This is a genomic window from Flavivirga spongiicola, from assembly GCF_030540825.1.
Taxonomy (GTDB): domain Bacteria; phylum Bacteroidota; class Bacteroidia; order Flavobacteriales; family Flavobacteriaceae; genus Flavivirga; species Flavivirga spongiicola.
In genome coordinates, this window is record NZ_JAUOEO010000002.1 from 289,538 (window position 1) to 308,014 (window position 18,477).

The 18,477-nt window shown below is 34.9% G+C and carries 10 protein-coding genes; all 10 read left to right on the forward strand.

Going from position 1 to position 18,477, the window contains the following annotated elements:
• The first annotated feature begins 1 nt into the window (after position 1).
• The 10 genes from Q4Q47_RS21220 to Q4Q47_RS21265 all read left to right on the forward strand — a co-directional run bounded on the left by Q4Q47_RS21220 (position 2) and on the right by Q4Q47_RS21265 (position 18,461).
• A complete protein-coding gene (locus Q4Q47_RS21220; protein ID WP_303308736.1) occupies positions 2-1,189 on the forward strand; it encodes a hypothetical protein in 1,188 nt (395 codons plus the stop codon).
• A 66-nt stretch (positions 1,190-1,255) separates the two neighbouring features.
• Complete coding sequence (locus Q4Q47_RS21225) at positions 1,256-1,717, forward strand: hypothetical protein (protein WP_303308737.1); 462 nt, start codon at positions 1,256-1,258, stop codon at positions 1,715-1,717.
• Positions 1,701-2,684, forward strand: a complete 984-nt coding sequence (locus Q4Q47_RS21230) for a fibronectin type III domain-containing protein (protein WP_303308738.1) — start codon at positions 1,701-1,703, stop codon at positions 2,682-2,684. Before Q4Q47_RS21225 ends, Q4Q47_RS21230 begins: the two co-directional genes overlap by 17 nt.
• A 20-nt stretch (positions 2,685-2,704) precedes the next feature.
• Positions 2,705-3,202 carry a hypothetical protein gene (locus tag Q4Q47_RS21235; RefSeq protein ID WP_303308739.1) on the forward strand — a complete coding sequence of 166 codons (498 nt, stop codon included), beginning with the start codon at positions 2,705-2,707 and terminating at the stop codon, positions 3,200-3,202.
• The gene (locus Q4Q47_RS21240; protein WP_303308740.1) at positions 3,195-3,707 is read left to right on the forward strand and encodes an OmpH family outer membrane protein; all 513 of its coding nucleotides are present in this window, start codon (positions 3,195-3,197) and stop codon (positions 3,705-3,707) included. The genes Q4Q47_RS21235 and Q4Q47_RS21240 overlap by 8 nt, the downstream gene beginning before the upstream one ends.
• A gap of 67 nt (positions 3,708-3,774) precedes the next feature.
• Positions 3,775-4,398 (forward strand): hypothetical protein, encoded by a 624-nt coding sequence (locus Q4Q47_RS21245; RefSeq protein WP_303308741.1) that lies wholly within the window; start codon positions 3,775-3,777, stop codon positions 4,396-4,398.
• A gap of 3 nt (positions 4,399-4,401) precedes the next feature.
• On the forward strand, positions 4,402-6,630 hold the full coding sequence (locus Q4Q47_RS21250; protein WP_303308742.1) for a fibronectin type III domain-containing protein: 2,229 nt from the start codon (positions 4,402-4,404) through the stop codon (positions 6,628-6,630).
• Between the two features lie 3 nt (positions 6,631-6,633).
• The gene (locus Q4Q47_RS21255) at positions 6,634-9,396 is read left to right on the forward strand and encodes a fibronectin type III domain-containing protein (protein WP_303308743.1); all 2,763 of its coding nucleotides are present in this window, start codon (positions 6,634-6,636) and stop codon (positions 9,394-9,396) included.
• A 1-nt stretch (position 9,397) separates the two neighbouring features.
• Positions 9,398-12,232 (forward strand): fibronectin type III domain-containing protein, encoded by a 2,835-nt coding sequence (locus tag Q4Q47_RS21260; protein ID WP_303308744.1) that lies wholly within the window; start codon positions 9,398-9,400, stop codon positions 12,230-12,232.
• 31 nt (positions 12,233-12,263) lie between these two features.
• The gene (locus Q4Q47_RS21265; protein ID WP_303308745.1) at positions 12,264-18,461 is read left to right on the forward strand and encodes a thrombospondin type 3 repeat-containing protein; all 6,198 of its coding nucleotides are present in this window, start codon (positions 12,264-12,266) and stop codon (positions 18,459-18,461) included.
• Positions 18,462-18,477 lie beyond the last annotated feature (16 nt).

Genomic DNA, 18,477 nt, shown 5'->3' on the forward strand with positions numbered 1-18,477 from the left:
AATGTTACCAAAAAAATTAATAAACATATTTAACGATACTAAGAGATACTATGCGTTAAGCATATCCAAGAATAATGGTGTATCAGTGTATTATTTAATAACATTGCTATTCGAAGACAATGAGTTAAAAATTGAAGATCGGTATACATCTAAAAATATTGATGATGCATTTAAAGCGAATTTAAATAAAAACTACCCGGTAATTTTACATATTGAAGGAGATAGTATCATAAATAAAAGTGTTGAAAACAAAGCAGGGTATAGGAAAAGTTTAATATTTAAGTCGAATCTAGACGACTTTTACTTTTATGAATATAAGCAAGAAGAAACGGTATACGTATCAGTTGCGAGAAAAGAACTTATTGACACTTTTATAAAAGAGATAAATGCATTAAGGGTTTTTGTAGTTCATCTTTCTTATGGCCCTTTTGTAATGGCCAATTTACTTCCTGTTATAAAAAACTATTCGAGTATTTCATCAGCTAATTATGCCATCGATATAAATGAAAATACAATATTATCTTTTAGGAACGCCGGTAACTCTAAAAACCAATATGCAATCAACGGAGATGTTTTTAACGCTTATGAAATACCGCTAATTGGAGCTTTTTTTGGCTATAAGTTTCCTAAGGATAGTATTGAATTTGATACTGATTTTTTGAGTAATAACGCTAGTGAATTCAAGTTTAAAAAATGGTTTAAAACAGCATGTGTGTTTTCACTTTTCTTTTTTTTACTTACACTTTTTTCAAGTCACTTGCTACACAATTCCTATGTAAGAACTTTAGCTGAAAAAGAATCGGTTTATGCTTTGTCACAACAAACAGCTATGGAGATTAACGCGCTTAAAGAGGAAAAAGGATTAAAAGAAAAAATACTTCAAACCACTAATATTAGTAACAAAAGTTTCATTACAAAATATGTAGCAGATATAGGAAACTCAACACTTCCTGAAATTACATTGAAAACAATTCATGTCATTCCCAGACTAAAAAAAATAGAGCATGATAAGAAGATAGACTTTCATTTTAATATCATTAATATAACAGGCAAAGTCACAAATGATGATGCTTTTAATCGTTGGATAAAAAAAATGAAGACACTAAAGTGGGTTGAGAAATTAGATATTGTTGATTACTCGCAAGAAAGCAAAATAATGAATGCATTTAACCTAAAAATAGAAATCTAAGTGTTCGATAATTTAACATATAAGCGAAAATTTTTCTTAGTTATAATTGGTTTTGTATTGCTTTTTATGGCATCGTATAAAAAAACGTTTAAGCATACCTTAGCTGCTAAAAAGGAGCTCAACCATGTAAAGCAAAAACTTGCGAATACCGATCATTCGTTTAATAGCTTATATACTTTAAAAAATGATATCAAGGTTTTAGATAAATTGATTGGGGGACGCTCGTTAAACCCTATACATGTTCAGCAAAAAATTCTTGATTTTATATCTAAAACAGATTTAATAATAAATATAGTATCCATTGAAGACGTTCATGTATTTGCTGATAAGGAATTTTTAATTTATTCTAACCAAATTGAGATTGAAGGCACCTATGAAGCGCTCATCAAATTACTTTATGAAACAGAAAAGAACTTCAAAGATTCTCGTGTGGTAAGCTCAGAATTTTACTCAAAAAAAAACTATAGGACAAATAAGCAAACCCTCTATTTAAAAATAATATTACAGAATTATGAAAAAGCTAAATAATACCATTTTATACCCAAATTGGTATAGTATAATTTTAATACTAACCTTACTATTTATAGCATTTGCTTGTGATGATATTTTAGAAGAAGATATTACAAATGATGTTGTACAGGTTATTTCACCGACCGAAGGCACAGTAATTGAGGGCAATACCGTTCAGTTTTTGTGGCAAACTATTGAAGGCGCTGATAGTTATAGAGTTCAAATTATTAAAAATAACCAAAGGCACGTAGCAGACTCTTTAGTGACAATAACAAATTTCACTTATAATTTGGATCCGGGAGATTATCAATGGCGTATCAAAGCTGAAAATTTTGCTTATGAAACAGATTATACTTTTCCTATTAATTTTGAGATGCGCGCTTCAGAAGATTTATCAAATCAAAGTGTGTTGCTTCAAACACCTTCAGAAAATTTATATACCAATAACAAAAACATCATTTTTACCTGGAACAGTTTAGCTAGTGCTGACACCTATACATTTGTATTGGCAAAAAAGTTGGGAGGAGAACAAACCGTCTTCCAACAAGCAGATATAACAAAAACAAGTTTAAATATCGACCCTACTAAACTTGATGAAGATGCCGAATATATATGGAAGCTTAAAGCTATAAATACAACATCTGAAACGTTTTTTTCAGTACGATCTCTTTTTATTGATACCGTGATACCTAATCAACCAACATTATCTGAACCATTGGATGATGCAAAAGTATCGCCATCGTCTGTTACTTTTAATTGGGCTAATGGTGCCGATTCAGGAACTATTCAATCGCTAATTACGAATACTTTAGAAATTTCTACAAATGCCGATTTTAATACCATTATCCATTCAGCTAGCACGACAAACAATTCTGCAGTCTACGAATTTGTCACACCTAATACTTATTACTGGCGAATAAAGGCTATAGATGCAGCTAAAAATGAAAGTGATTATAGTATTGTAAGATCTATAGTTATTGAATAATAATACTAATTAAACGTCATTTGAAAAAAAAATATCTAAATAGTGTTTTAATAGTCTTTCTTATTGTGATTTGGGGGGCAGTGCTATATAAGTACTTTGGTAAGCCTAATACTTCAAAAAAAAATATTAAAAATGAGATGTCTAGTATAAGTTATCAACCTAAATATATGGTGACGAAAGATACTTTTTTACTCGAAATAATAAACAAAACACCTTTTAAAACTTCTAAAAACCTTAGAAAAAAAGTAATAACCACGAAGCCCAAAGTAGTATCAAAAAAGCCGCCTGTTAAACCCATTAAAAAAACAACTGCGGTTTGGCCAGACATAAGTTACCATGGTTTTGTTAAAGGTAATCAGAAAGCAACACGACTTATTTTATTAAAAATAAATAAAAAACTCTATAGAAAACGAGAAAATGAAGCGGTAGATGATTTAACCTTAATAAAAGCATATAACGACTCTCTAATCGTATCATTTAATAACATAAAAAAAACAATAACAAAAATCCATGACTAATTTTAATCGTCTTACTATAACAAATACTATTTTAATAGTAATAGCCATCATTGTAGCTTTAATTAATTATTTACAATCCATTAATCAGAAAGATATGGTGTATGTAGATAACATTAAATTGTTTAACGGTTTTAATATGACTAAAGATGTTAAAGTTATTGAAGAAGCCAAGATTAATACACAAGCAAAAGAACTTGATAGTTTATATTCAAAACTAAAATCACTATCAAGTGAAGAAAAGGTAGACACATTTACTAAAAACCTACAGCAACAAATAGCTTATAAAAGTAAAGCGTTACAAGAAGCTCAAGATAATTATACTTATAATTTAAATCAGAATGTATGGCATAGACTTAATACTTATATAAAATTATATGGGCAAGCTCATGATTATGAGATTATATTGGGGACGAACGGTAATGGTAATGTTATGTTTGCCAAAGAGACCATTGATATTACCAATCAAATTATAGAATATGCAAATAAAAAATATGAAGGCCATTAAAAAGGTTTTTCCTTAATAATGTAACGGAGAATCCCTACAAGACATTTTAACACTTTCAATAATTTTAATGAAAGTTTTAACAAGTGTTTTTTTAATGGGGTCGTTTAAGAATTTTTCGTTTTACTGTCTTTTTATCTGCGTGCTAGGCGTTATTATATCTTGTAATAATTCTGAAAAAACAAATACCCAACCAGCATATAAAATCTACAATTTACAACAACAAGGATGGAAATCTAAGCGTGTCAATCAGTTTGTCAATGATATAAATTATACGGCTACAGAAGTTCCCTTGCAATATTATTTTTTTAAAAGTACCGGCGGTGATTATAAAAAAGCAGACTCCTTATATGATATAAATAAAAGAGAACGCGTCATCGAAATTGAATTTCAACACACCAATCAAACCGATCTTTTATTAGATAAATACACCAACAAATCATATGAAGATGCTGTAAAATATATGGCATTTACCATCGAAAAAGATTTCTCAATAGTAACATCTTCTAACGATACTATTTCATGTTCAGGAGTGAATTTTGAACGTAATTTTAAAGTTGCACCTTTTAAACGAGTATTGCTCTACTTTAATCATATAAATCCTAACGACCATATAAAACTAATATACCAAGATCAACTATTTGGTAATGGGATTATTAAATTCAATTTTAACGAAATGCCTTTAAAGTTATAAATTATGAAAATAATTATAAAAACCATTTTCTTACTTATTTGCAGTATTTCTTTTGCTCAATTTGATATGTCATATCAAGCAATTTTAGACGAAGCTACTACTCAGGGGTATGCCTTACCAAGTACTGCCGACCAAGCCATACAAAATCAAGTGATTGTTAGCACAAAAGCCAATGGTATATGGGCAAGTTCTGATTTGATTTTATACTTTAAAGGAAGTGGAGATAAAAATTTCAAACTTATAAACTGGAAGAATCCTACAGGTCCAAAAGCAACAGAGGATGATTTTGGAGGAGCATTAACATGGGGAGCTACTGGAGTAAAGGGAGATGGTTTAAACTTAATAAATACGCGTTTTAACCCTACATCGTCAGGGCTTAATTATCTGCAGAATGATGCAGGTGTTTATGTGAAAGTTACACAAGCCTATACGACTAAGCATAACATATTTGGAAATGCTAAGGTTTCTATAAATACAATATTTTCAAGACCAGAAATAAATTCAGATGGAAGTTTACCTCCTGTATTTACTTTTCCAGGAACTGGTTTATTTGGATTGTCGAGAAACAATGCCACCACTTATATCGTCTCCGTTGACTCTGCCTTAACAACATTAACACATAGTTCTGGGAGTAATACAAATGAAGAGCTAAAGGCTTTGGGTTATGGAACTGTTTTAACATCAAACTATACAAGATTTGACGGTGAAGTAGCATATGTTATCATAGGAAGTGATATGTCTGATAAATTATCGGACATGGCAACTGCTTTTGAAACAACATCTGGTGATACTCAGGCTCCCACTGCTTCAACCTTATCCAGTACCTCACAAACAAGTACCACAGTAGATTTAAGTTGGGCTGGAGCTACAGATAATGCAGCGGTAACTGGATACAAGGTATACAAAGATGCGGTGTTAGAAACCACTTTGGGCAATGTTTCAAGCTATCAGGTTACAGGACTTACAGCAGCAACTGCTTATAATTTTACAGTGACCGCTTTAGATGCAGCTAGTAATGAGAGTGTGGTTAGTAATACTGTAGTTATTACTACAGATAGTGCAAGTAATAACATTTTTTTAGAAGGCAATGCAGCTAATTTAAATAATGATGCAGATACTATAGGAAGTTGTACAGGAGTAGGTGTTGATATAACAAGCGTAAGTAATGGAGATGGAACATTTAAAATTAGAGCCACAGCCAATACAACAGGAACAGGAAGACTTGTTTTTTATTTTCCTGCAAGTACAACAGGACCTCATGAGTTAAGGTGGACGGCTTCAGAAAGTAATGGGGCTGATGGAAGAACAGCGCAAGGGAAAAACAGTGATGGTTTTGGAACTTTTTTAACTTTCACACCCAAGCCCTCTTTTAGCAATACACCAACAGAATATGTTTCTACTTTAACAAATTTAGATGGTACAGGGTTCTCTGTAGAGTTTTTTATGTATGGTATGACCATAGGGGATTATATAGATATTGATAATATTTCAATTATTCCAATAGTAGATTCGGAAGTTCCTTCTACGTCAACGTTGTCCAGTACAGCACAAACAGATACGACAGTAGATTTAAGTTGGACAGCAGCAACCGATAACGTAGCTGTAACAAACTATAAAGTTTACAAAGATGCAGTATTAGAAACCACTTTGGGCAATGTTTTAACTTATCAAGTAACAGGACTTACAGCAGCAACGGCTTATAACTTTACAGTGACAGCTTTAGATGCAGCAGGGAATGAAAGTGTGGTTAGTAATACTTTGGCTATTACGACTAATCCGGCTTCGGGAGGAGGCTCAGGTAATTGGACTTTGAATAACCAGGATGTCTACTACAATACAGGTAATGTAGGTATCGGTACAACTACACCAGATGAAAAACTAGCCGTTAATGGTAATATACATGCCAAAGAAATACGGGTTGATTTAAATGACTGGCCAGATTATGTGTTTACCAAAAGTTATGATTTACCTACACTTAAACAAGTAGAAGAATACATAAAACGTAAGGGGCATCTACCTAATATTCCATCAGCCAAAGAAGTAGAGGAAAGTGGTATTCAGTTAGGAGATATGAATGCAAAGCTTCTTGAAAAAATAGAAGAGTTAACACTTTATATTTTACAACAACAAAGAAAAATAGATAAAAAGGATATCGTTATTCTTGATCTTGAAGAAAGATTAAAAACCCAGGAAAGCCGACTTAAAAAAATAGAAAACTTATTGAAGTTATAAATCATGAAAACAATTATAAAACAGGGTCTTTTAGTTTCGATGTTAATTTTTAGCAATGTTATGCTGTTTGGGCAGGAGCTATACACTGAAAACTCTGCTGTATCAACAGTAAACGAGTCAAATAGTTTGGGGTCTTTATCTTCATCTCATGGTAACCCAACGGTAAGCATTTCCAATGAATCGGATACAGGTAGCTACTCCTTTTTTCTTGAAAACACCAATAATCAAACCTATGCAAGGCACGGGTTGGATATAGCTGTACAAAGTGGTGTAGACATTAGGGTGATTATAAAATTTAAAACAGAAAATGAAGCTGGAACTGGTTATGGTAATGGATTTGTTTGGATTGAAGAAGGAATACCAACTAATACATGGGCACCTTCATCTCAAACAGGCTGGCAAATATTTGATGAGGTAGTAACACCAAATGCCTCTTCCATAAAGTTAACATTTGGCACCACTCAAACTGCCACCACTATTGATAAAATTTGGGTAGATGAGGTTTCTGTTATGACGGTAGACAATCAGGTTCCCACCTCACCAACACTTTCTAGTGTAGCTCAAACAGATACCACGGTAGATTTAAGTTGGACAGCAGCGACAGATAATATAGCCGTTACTGGATACAAAGTTTATAAAGATGCGGTTTTGGAAACCACTTTAGGTAGTGTTTTAACCTATCAAGTAACAGGACTAACAGCAGCTACAGCTTATAATTTTACAGTGACTGCTTTAGATGCTGCAGGGAATGAGAGTGTGGTTAGCAATACGATGGCTATAACAACCAATAGCACAAGTAATAATATTTTTTTAGAAGGCAATGCAGCTAATTTAAATAATGATGCAGATTCTATAGGAAGTTGTACAGGAGTAGGTGTTGACATAACGAGTGAAGGTAATGGAGATGGAACATTTAAAATTAGAGCAACTGCCAATACTACTGGAACAGGGAGACTAGTTTTTTATTTTCCAGCAAGCACAACAGGGCCTCATGAACTAAGATGGACAGCTTCAGAAAGTACTGGGGCAGATGGTAGAACAGCTCAAGGAAGAAACAGTGATGGCTTTGGGACTTATGTGAGTTTTACACCAAACCCGGCTCCTTCTTTTAATACTACTCCCACAGAATATGTTTCTACTTTAACAAATTTAGATGGTACAGGGTTCTCTGTAGAGTTTTTTATGTATAGTATGACCGTAGGGGATTATATAGATATTGATAATATTTCAATAATTCCAATAACAGATTCGGAAGCTCCTTCTGCACCAACATTATCGAGTACATTACAAACAGATACCATGGCAGGTTTAAGCTGGACGACAGCGACGGACAATATAGCGGTTACAGGGTACAAAGTTTATAAAGATGCGGTGTTGGAAACCACCTTAGGAAATGTGTTGAGTTATCAAGTAACGGGACTTACAGCAGCAACCGCCTATAATTTCACGGTCACAGCTTTAGATGCCGCAGGCAATGAAAGTGTGGTTAGTAATTCAGTATCGGTTAATACTGATACTGTTTCGGGGGGTGTTCTAGTATCCTCTCAAATAGCATCCAGTTATGCTGATGCTGAAGAAAATCTTAACGATAATAGTATAGATATTAGTAGTAGCGATTTAGAGCTTTTTAACGAGCCTTCTTTCAATCAAGAGATAGGTTTACACTTTGCAAACCTTAGTATCCCCGCTGGAGCAAATATTTCGAATGCCTATATTCAATTTACTGTAGATGAAGTCACAACAGGAGTCGTAAGCCTTAACATTTATGCAGAAGCATCTAATACCCCCCAAATTTGGTCAAGTACTAATGGGGATATTACGAGCAGAACAAAAACCACAGCATTTGTACAGTGGTCTCCACCAGATTGGAATACTGTTGATGAAAATGAAATCGCTCAGCAAACCCCAAATCTATCAGCTATTATTCAGGAAGTTGTGAATAGATCTGGCTATACTAGTAGCGATGCCATCAATATTATAGTTTCTGGAAACTCTGGTGGAAGACGAACAGCAAGAAGCTATGACGGAAGCTCTACGCAATCACCAAAACTCTTTGTTACTTATAATACATCGGGAGACACCCAATCCCCAACAGCGCCAACACTATCCAGTACATTACAAACCGATACCACAGTAGATTTAAGTTGGACAGCAGCAACTGACAATGTAGCCGTTACAGGATATAAAGTTTATAAAGATGCGGTATTAGAAACCACGTTAGGTAATGTTCTAAGTTATCAAGTAACAAGATTAACAGCAGCAACCGCTTATAACTTTACAGTGACTGCTTTAGATACAGCAGGAAATGAAAGTGTGGCTAGTAATACCTTACCTATTACTACCAATGTGTCTTCTGGAGGAGGCTCAGGTAATTGGACTTTAAATAATCAGGATGTCTATTACAATACGGGTAACGTAGGTATTGGCACAGAAACCCCCGATGAAAAACTCGCGGTTAACGGTAATATTCATGCGAAAGAGATACGAGTTGATTTAAACGACTGGCCAGATTACGTATTTACAAAAGAATATGACTTACCCACACTTAAACAAGTAGCAGAATATATTAAAAGTAATGGACATTTACCTAATATCCCATCAGCCAAAGAAGTAGAGGAAAGTGGTATTCAGTTAGGAGAAATGAATGCCAAGCTCCTTGAAAAAATTGAAGAATTAACACTTTATACGCTACAGCTCCAAAAGCTTATAGACAATCAATCAAAAAGGATTAAACATATTCAACAAAAACAAAAAAACAGACAATAATATGATGATTACGTTTAAAAAGATAATTCTTTTAAGTTTTTTAATGATTACAGGCAATATGATAGCTCAGTCATTTCAAGACTGGAATAGAAAGCAGGCTATTACAATTAATAGTAATCAGATAGGAGGAGCTACTAATTTAACAGATTTTCCATTTTTAGTAACTCTTGACCATTTAAATGGTGAAATTGTAGATGGTGGTTCAAATTCGGCTCTTAACGGTGGTGGTGATTTACGCTTTTCCAGTGACGCAGCCGGTAGTAATCGCTTAGCAATTGAAGTGGTAGAATTTATAACCGATGCAACGTCTTCAAACAGAAAATGTCAGGTCTGGGTAAAAATACCAAGTCTTTCTGCAACAGCAGATACCACTATATATGTATGGTATAATAAAACAGGAGAAACACAACCAGCGGCAACAGATACTTATGGAAGTCAAGCCGTTTGGACCAATTACAATTTTGTGAGTCATGATTGTATAACAGATTCTTCAGGAAACAAAGTAATAAATCAAACTGTTGCTGCCGATACTGCCGATAGTGTTTTTGATGGTACAACAGCTAATTTTAATGGTACAGATGACAGGCATACCATAGATATTTCGGACTGGAATTTGGCTGCCGGTCAAACCATTACATTTTGGGCAAATTATGATAATACCAGTTCATATCAGAGAATGATTAATCTTATAAATAGCACTGGAGTAGTTCAAATAATGAAAGGGGATCAGTCTTTACCAGAGGATATAATATTCTTTAGTTCAACAAATATTGCTACTGATGGTGTTAATGGTGATTCAAGAAAAGCTGATTTAGCGGCTCAAAACCAATGGGTCTATATTAGAGCAAGTACTATTGATTTGAATTCAGGTAGAAACTATAAAGTCAATAATATAGATCATTCTACCGTTTTGCCGAGTGTTCATAATTGGACACCAAGTACTAACGACAATGTTATGACCATTGGTGCCAGGGGAGACAATACTAATCATTTTCAAGGAAAAATAGCTTCCTTAATGATAAGCCCGTTACAACTTAGTGACGATTACGCGGCTAGTACTTATAATAATCAAAATACCCCAGCAACTTTTGCCACGGCTGGAGCTCCGCAAGCAGCATCGCCGAGTGATAATCAAGCTCCAACGGCCTCCACATTATCTAGCTCAGCACAAACCGATACCACAGTCGATTTAAGTTGGACGGCAGCTACAGATAATATAGCTGTTACCGGATACAAAGTTTATAAAGATGCAGTATTAGAAACTACTTTAGGCAATGTATTAACTTATCAAGTAACAGGACTTACAGCATCAACCGCTTATAATTTTACAGTAACCGCTTTAGATGCCGCAGGGAATGAAAGTGTGGTTAGTAATACATTAAACATTACTACAAATAATGCTTCTTCTTTTGACCCTGATTATCAAGCTATATTAGATGAGGCAACAACACAAGGTTATACATTGCCTAGCTCTAGTGACCAAATCATACAAAATGCTAAAGTGGTTTCAGCAAAAGCCAGTGGCGTATGGAATTTGGCTGATTACATTTTAGTATTTACAGAAACAAGCTCTAAAGAGTTTAAAATGATTAATTGGAAAAACCCAACGCAAAAAGCAATACCCTACCAAGGTAGTTCGGTAGTATCAGACTTAGTTCCTTTATTAGACAGCAGCACCGGGTTGTCTTCAAATGGAACTAGGTATTTGTCTTTATATAATCCGTCACAAGGCGGGGTTAACTATACTTTGAATAATGCTGGTATTTATGTAAATGTAGTTACAGCTCCATCTAATTATTTTGTTACAGCAGCAAATTTAGGAACTACAAATGGTTCATTAAGAATATTGCAGGAAAATGTTTCGTCTGATCAAATATTAAATGGAAGTTCAGTTATTCAAGATATGTCAGGAACTGGATTAAAAGGAATTAGCAGAAACTCATCAACAAATATCATATTTTCTAATGATACAACAACCAATACTGTTTCTAATGGATCTACTTCTATTAATAATAATAGTCTCTCACTATGGGGAGCACAATGGGCGACTGATGAAAGTTGGAATCGAGGTGATGCCAAAATAGGTTATGTTATTATAGGAGCAGATATGTCTGCTAACTTAACAGATATAAAAACAGCCTTTGATGTTACGTCAAATAATGACACTCAGTCTCCAACCGCACCAACATTATCCAGTACCTCACAAACCAATACTACCGTTGATTTAAGCTGGACAGCAGCCACAGACAATATAGCAGTTACAGGGTACAAAGTATACAAAGATGCAGTATTAGAAACGACTTTAGGCAATGTTTTAACTTATCAAGTAACAGGACTTACAGCAGCAACCGCTTATAATTTTACGGTCACCGCATTAGATGCAGCTGGAAATGAAAGTGTGGTTAGCAATACAGAGAGCATAACTACAAATGCAGTATCTGGAGGAGGTTCAGGAAACTGGACTTTGAACAACCAAGATGTCTACTACAATACAGGTAATGTGGGTATCGGTACCAATACACCAGATGAAAAACTAGCAGTTAATGGTAATATTCATGCCAAAGAAATCCGGGTTGATTTGAATGACTGGCCAGATTATGTGTTTACTAAAGATCATGATCTGCTTACGCTTAAGCAAGTAAAGAATTACATTAAAAGTAAAGGGCATTTACCCAATATTCCATCTGCTAAAGAAGTGGAAGAAAATGGAGTGAAATTAGGAGAAATGAATGTGAAGCTCCTTGAAAAAATTGAAGAGTTGACACTTTATATTTTACATCTGAAAAACACACTAGACCTTCAAAAAGAACAAATTAAAAATCTAGAAAGAAACTAGAATAATTAATAAAGTTATAATAATCTAAGTTATGATTTATACAATAAGAACCAGTAAACTATCAAAAGTTATAGCAAGTTATCTAGCAATACAATTGATGTTAACAACGGTACAGCCATCCAATTTATTTGCCTTAACCAGTGGTCCTTCACAACCGGAATTTAACTCGTTTACACCCATTGGTACTTCAGATATGGTGAATTTATCGACTGGTGATTTTAACTATAACATTCCTATCATGGATGTTGGCGGATATCCTTTAAATCTGGCTTACGACTCTGGAGTCACCATGGATCAGGAAGCCTCTTGGGTGGGGTTAGGTTGGAACCTAAACGTCGGGCAAATAAACAGGCAAGTACGTGGAATTCCTGATGATTTTAAAGGGGATGAAATGACTTATGAGAAAAACTTGAAGCCTAATGTTACGGTGGGAATTAGTGCGCAGTATTCAAGTCAGGTTTTTGGGTTAGAAGCAGAAGATTATGTTAAAGGAGGTCTTGCGGTAGGCATGGGCATACAATATAATAATTATCATGGTATTAGTTTTAAACCATCTTATGGTTTGTCTTTAGATTTGGGTGATTATGTAACTGTGGGTATGAATGTGCAAACATCAGCAACCGAAGGAGCTACTATTTCTCCATCTCTAAGTGCGAAAGCCAACCTCCCATATATAGATAACTTATCAGTTGGAGGAAGATTAAATGCAGGGTTGTCTTATAACTCAAATAAAGGTTTAACATCTTTTTCTTTAAGTGCTTCTGCATCTGCTACCTATAAATTGAGTACAAAGAGCGAGACAATAGCAAAAACTTCTGAATCTTTTGGGGTCTCATCTGGAAGTTTATCTTTTTCTAGTGTTACATTAACGCCAAGAAAACGAAGTGCTTTTCAAGACTTTAACAGCACATTTTCGTTTTCAACAGGTGTAGATTTATGGGGAGTAGATGGTGAAGGAGAAATATCAGCAACGGCCTCTGTTCAAAAAATAAAAGATAAGACTAAAAAAGAGAAGGCCTATGGCTATGAGTTTACAGGATTGGCGACAAAAAATGATGTCTTAGATTATAATAGAGAGAATGACAGGGTGATTAGTAAAAATATGCTGGCATTGCCTTATACTAATTATACATATGATTTGTATAGTGTGAATGGACAAGGGATTAATGGCATGTTTAGAGCCCATCGTAGTCAAATAGGACAAATTTATGATGAATATGTAAAAGATGAAAGTTTAGGACTTAGTTTAGGTGGCGAGTTTGAAGGTGGGCCTTCTTGGCATGTGGGAGCAAATTTTGTAGCGGCCCCTTCAAAAAGTCATACGGGCGTTTGGGAAACAAGAGCCTCTAATACGTTTAAAAATGAAAATGAGAATAAATCATCATCTAATTTAGATTATGAGCCTGTATATTTTAAATACGTAGGAGAGAATAAAGTCGATCATGAAAGAAGCCTTTACACCAGTCAGTTAAAAGGAGATAAACCGATGGCTGTTAATATAGGAGGCACAGGTTTTAATAGATATGCAACTACCAATTTTAGGGTTAAAGAATATGATACAGACAATATTCCTAGTCATCCGGTACAATCTTTTGAAACCACTTCTGGAGGGAAATTTAAAAGAACAACAAGAGATGTTCGAAATCAATCCGTACAGAAAGTAACAGTCAGTGAGTTGCGTGATTTTTACACAGGAGATTATGCACTAGAACACATTAATGCAAACGCTGCCGAACACCATACAGCAGAACTTAGAATGTTAAAACCAGATGGTTCTACCTACGTGTTTGGAGAAACAGCATATAATACAGAAAAACAAGAAGTCACTTTTGCGACCAATTCTAATAACTTTGATTGCGCGACTGGCATTGTAACCTATAACCCAGGAGATAACTCAACAAACAATAAAGCAGGCATTGATCATTTTTATGACAGAGTAATTACCCCAGCTTACGCACATACCTATTTATTGTCCTCTGTATTATCTTCAGATTACGAAGATTTAACAGGTAATGGTCCTACCGATGATGATTTGGGAGCCTATACACTTTTTAAATATAAGAAGCAAGATGAAGACTTTCAATGGCGTATTCCCTTTGGTCTAAATGAGGCTTCTTATAATGAGGGGTTAAGAAGTAATCGAGCAGATCAAAAAGGAAGTTATCTCTACGGTAAAAAAGAGATAAAATATATAGACAAAATAGAGACCAAAACGCATGTAGCTATTTTTAAATTATCAGATAGAGAAGATGCTATAGGGGTCAATGACCATAATGGTGGTGCTGGTTTAGGAAGGTTACAAAAGATTGATGAGATTAGATTGTATTCCAAACCGGAATATGAAGATTTCAAAGAAGTACTTGAAGATGAAGATCCAGATAATGATCCTAGTATAGATCAACTATCTCCAATTAAAACCGCCTATTTTGAATATAATTATGCTTTATGTGGTAACCTTCCTAATAATACAGGAACTATTATAGATGTAGATGGAATAAACATCAATGCTAATAAAGGGAAGCTTACTCTAAAAAAAGTTTATTTTACATACCGTACCTCTTTGATGGGGAAACATACCCCTTATACGTTTAGCTATAATGAAGATGACTTAAATTATAACCCGGATTATAACTTAAAAGCTTTTGATATTTGGGGGAATTATAAGCCAAATGCTCTAGGTGGCTGTAACACACAGGATCCAATAACGACTTCAGAATTCCCTTTTGTAGATCAAGATGATAAAACACTACAAGATCAATACGCTGCTTCGTGGTCATTAACTGCCATAGAATTACCGTCTGGAGGCTCCATTGATTTAACTTATGAAAGTGATGACTATCAATATGTGCAGGATAGACCAACTATGGAAATGTTTAAAGTGGTAGGAGCAGGTACTAATGATAGTCCAGCAGATCCAGAAAATAACCACTCGTTATATCAAGGCGTTGTTCCATCCACTTATTTATATGTAAAATTAGAAGATGAAACAAGCCCAATTTCATCAGAAATATTTAAACAAAAGTATTTAAACAATCAAGACGAGAAACCAATCTACTTTCGTTTTTTAGTGAATATGACTAAAAGAGGGGCTCTTAACTCTAATAGTAGTGATTATGATTATGTGACTGGTTATTTTAATTTAGGAGGTAATGTCAATGTTTTCGAATCGCCTGCCAGTTCAGGCAATTTTTATGCGGCTGTGCCCATGGCGACTACCGATATGGAAGGAGGAACTAGTGGCCCCAGTCAGGTAAACCCCATATCAAAAGCAGGTTGGTATTTTGGAAGGCAGTATTTAAATGGGATTGTATATGGTTTAAATCAAGATCATAGAACAGAAAATGCGGTAACCATTGCAAAAAAATTAGTGTCTAGCATAGGTGCCATAGGTGAAATATTCACGGGGCCTAATAAAAAACTGAGAAACAAACGATGTGCTCAAAATTTTATTCCTGAAAAATCCTGGATTCGACTATCAACACCAAAGCTGTATAAACTAGGAGGTGGTTCACGGGTAAAGCAGTTAGTCATGAATGATCATTGGGATACTATGGCAACAGGGAGCGACATGCAAACCTATGGACAGACTTATAACTATACATTAGAAGATAATAGTTCCAGCGGGGTCGCAACTTTCGAGCCTAACGATAGCGCAGAAAATCCCTTTGTAGAACCTTTCTATGATAAAGCAGAACGTCTTATTGCTCCTCGGGAAGTCAGTTATGTAGAAAAACCTTTTGGAAAAGCATTTTTTCCACACTCTAAAGTTACTTATAGTCGTGTCTCAGTAAAGAATTTAGAACGTCCAGACATTAAAAGACATGCTACGGGTGAGGTCATCTCTGAGTTTTATACTACAAAAGACTTTCCAACAAAAGTAGATTATACCGATATAGATAGCCACTATGCCAGTAATCAAAATAACGTATTAGAGCAACTTATTGGCGGACTTTTTGGATTGCCAGTAAAAGTGAAAAATGAGTTTACTTTATCACAAGGTTATGTCGTCCATACGAATGATATGGATGGTAAAATGAAATCTCAAAACGTCTATCAGGAAGGAATGAGTACACCTATTTCTTCTGTAACATATAAATATAGTACCAAGGTAAAAGATGATACGAATAATCAGCTAGCAAATGCAAGTGTTCTTAATAATGTGCTCCCAACAATAAGTAAAAACGGTGAAGTAATAAATAAAGAAATAGGCGTGGATTATGATGTTATTACTGATTTTAGAGAAGCTTATTCTAAATCTGAAACAAAAGGGGTTAATGCAAATGTAGTAGCCATCCCGTTTACCCTTTTTGTTCTGATCATTTGGACGGCATTTCCAGTTTTAACAAAACAGGAAAACATCGCTCACAGTGTCATTACTACTAAAACAGTGCATACCACATCGGTTTTAAAAGAAAAAATAGCAACCGATTTAGGGTCTAAAGTGTCTACGGTAAACGAAGCTTGGGATGCAGAAACCGGACAGGTTATTCTAACCAAAACCATTAATGAGTTTGATGATACTTATTATAATTTCAACTTCCCAGCCTATTGGGCCTATAATAATATGGGGCAAGCCTCTAAAAATTTAGGTATTAAAGGAACTTTAACACCTTCTGGAGATTACTTTATGTTACCAAATGCCGATAAGTATCTAACATTGGGAGACGAGCTTATGGCATCCTATGGAAATACTACAGAACGTTTGTGGGTGGTAGGGTTTAACGACGCAGGTACAGGCGTGCTCTTAATGGACAAAGACGGTAGCGTAGCAAATAAAAGCGAGGGCTATACCATACAGGAAAATATAAACTTTAAAATAGTGCGCTCGGGGTACCGTAACCAGCAAATGGGCAATATGGGATCTATAACCATGATGAGCAACCCTTTAAAAAAGGATGCCAATGACAATTATCTTAATATAGATACCGCAACATTCTCACAGTTAGCTACAGCCCCAGCTGTAAACAACTTGCGTATTGTTAACGCCAGTGCGGTTGCTTACAATGATTTTTGGAACTGTCAATGTGAAAATAACCTGCCATTTATTCCAAATGCTAATGTCAATGAAGATGTTTTAGCAAATTTAGCCATAGAAGAATATAAATTTAATCCCTACTTGTATAATGCAAATGGAGAATGGCGTGCGGAAAAATCATACGCCTATTTAACCGAACGCACAGATGTAAAAGAAGGAAGCAATACGGTTAGAAAACATACAAGAAAAGAAGGTTATTTTAAAGAGTTTACACCTTTTTACAGCTTAGGTTCTGGAGATACACAATGGGCTGTAAACCCCGCAGTCATAAATGAGCAAACCCCCGATATAATAAATTATTGGACGTTTGCCAGCGAAGTGACCCAGTACAGTCCATATGGAGCCGAAATAGAAAACAAAGATGCTCTTGATAGATATTCGTCTGCCCAGTATGGTTATAATTTCACATTACCAACGGCTGTAGCTTCCAATAGTAAATATCGTTATATGGGAGCAGATAACTTTGAGGATTATAGCTATTTAAATTCTGAAAACGGACATTTTAATTTCAAAGAAAATGTAGATAATGATGGGGCAGGCGGGATTCAGTTATCCACAGATCAAGCCCATACGGGACATAGCAGTTTACTACTCCCAAATAATAGTCTGGCTGATAAAGAAGTAGAGCTTCTGGGAATTGAAGCAGCAGATGCCGATGTAGACGGTGACGGTATACCAAATGAAGAAGATAACTGTCCTTATACATGGAATAAAAACCAAAAAGATTACGATGGGGATTTAATAGGTGATGTCTGTGATGACGAGGCCGTTCCAGAAATGTCCAACGTGATTAAAACAGGAAGGTTAAATAATAGTTGTAGTAAACAAATGACTTTTACTGTTGATGGTACTCCAAATGGTAAAGGATACCTTAAGTTTCATATTTCTGAAAGGCCACGTGGCGGTTTTGTTATATTCTTAGATGGTGTAAAAATAGGAGATGATGGAGCAGATAACCCTGATGGTAAAGAAGTTGAAATAAATTTTGATGCTACAGGTAAATATTTTGGGCAGTTTGAATTATGGGGGCAACGTAAAGATAAAAGCTATTTAAAAACAGCTATAGAGTTACAAGACAGTTTCCATGACTATGTTTCTAAAACGTTTTTAACGCTTACGGTTTATAAAAGTAAGGGGTGCCATGGAGAATCATACCAAGATAATAAGTTATTTGATTCTGAACTTCCGGATTAATTAAACTAAAAAAGCT

Excerpts from the sequence above, each read along its gene's own strand:
- Q4Q47_RS21245 (WP_303308741.1), top strand. The coding sequence starts at position 3,775 with ATGAAAGTTTTAACAAGTGTTTTTTTAATGGGGTCGTTTAAGAATTTT.
- Q4Q47_RS21240 (WP_303308740.1), top strand. The coding sequence starts at position 3,195 with ATGACTAATTTTAATCGTCTTACTATAACAAATACTATTTTAATAGTA.
- Q4Q47_RS21225 (WP_303308737.1), top strand. The coding sequence starts at position 1,256 with ATGGCATCGTATAAAAAAACGTTTAAGCATACCTTAGCTGCTAAAAAG.
- Q4Q47_RS21265 (WP_303308745.1), top strand. The coding sequence starts at position 12,264 with ATGATTTATACAATAAGAACCAGTAAACTATCAAAAGTTATAGCAAGT.
- Q4Q47_RS21255 (WP_303308743.1), top strand. The coding sequence starts at position 6,634 with ATGAAAACAATTATAAAACAGGGTCTTTTAGTTTCGATGTTAATTTTT.
- Q4Q47_RS21230 (WP_303308738.1), top strand. The coding sequence starts at position 1,701 with ATGAAAAAGCTAAATAATACCATTTTATACCCAAATTGGTATAGTATA.
- Q4Q47_RS21220 (WP_303308736.1), top strand. The coding sequence starts at position 2 with ATGTTACCAAAAAAATTAATAAACATATTTAACGATACTAAGAGATAC.
- Q4Q47_RS21250 (WP_303308742.1), top strand. The coding sequence starts at position 4,402 with ATGAAAATAATTATAAAAACCATTTTCTTACTTATTTGCAGTATTTCT.
- Q4Q47_RS21260 (WP_303308744.1), top strand. The coding sequence starts at position 9,398 with ATGATGATTACGTTTAAAAAGATAATTCTTTTAAGTTTTTTAATGATT.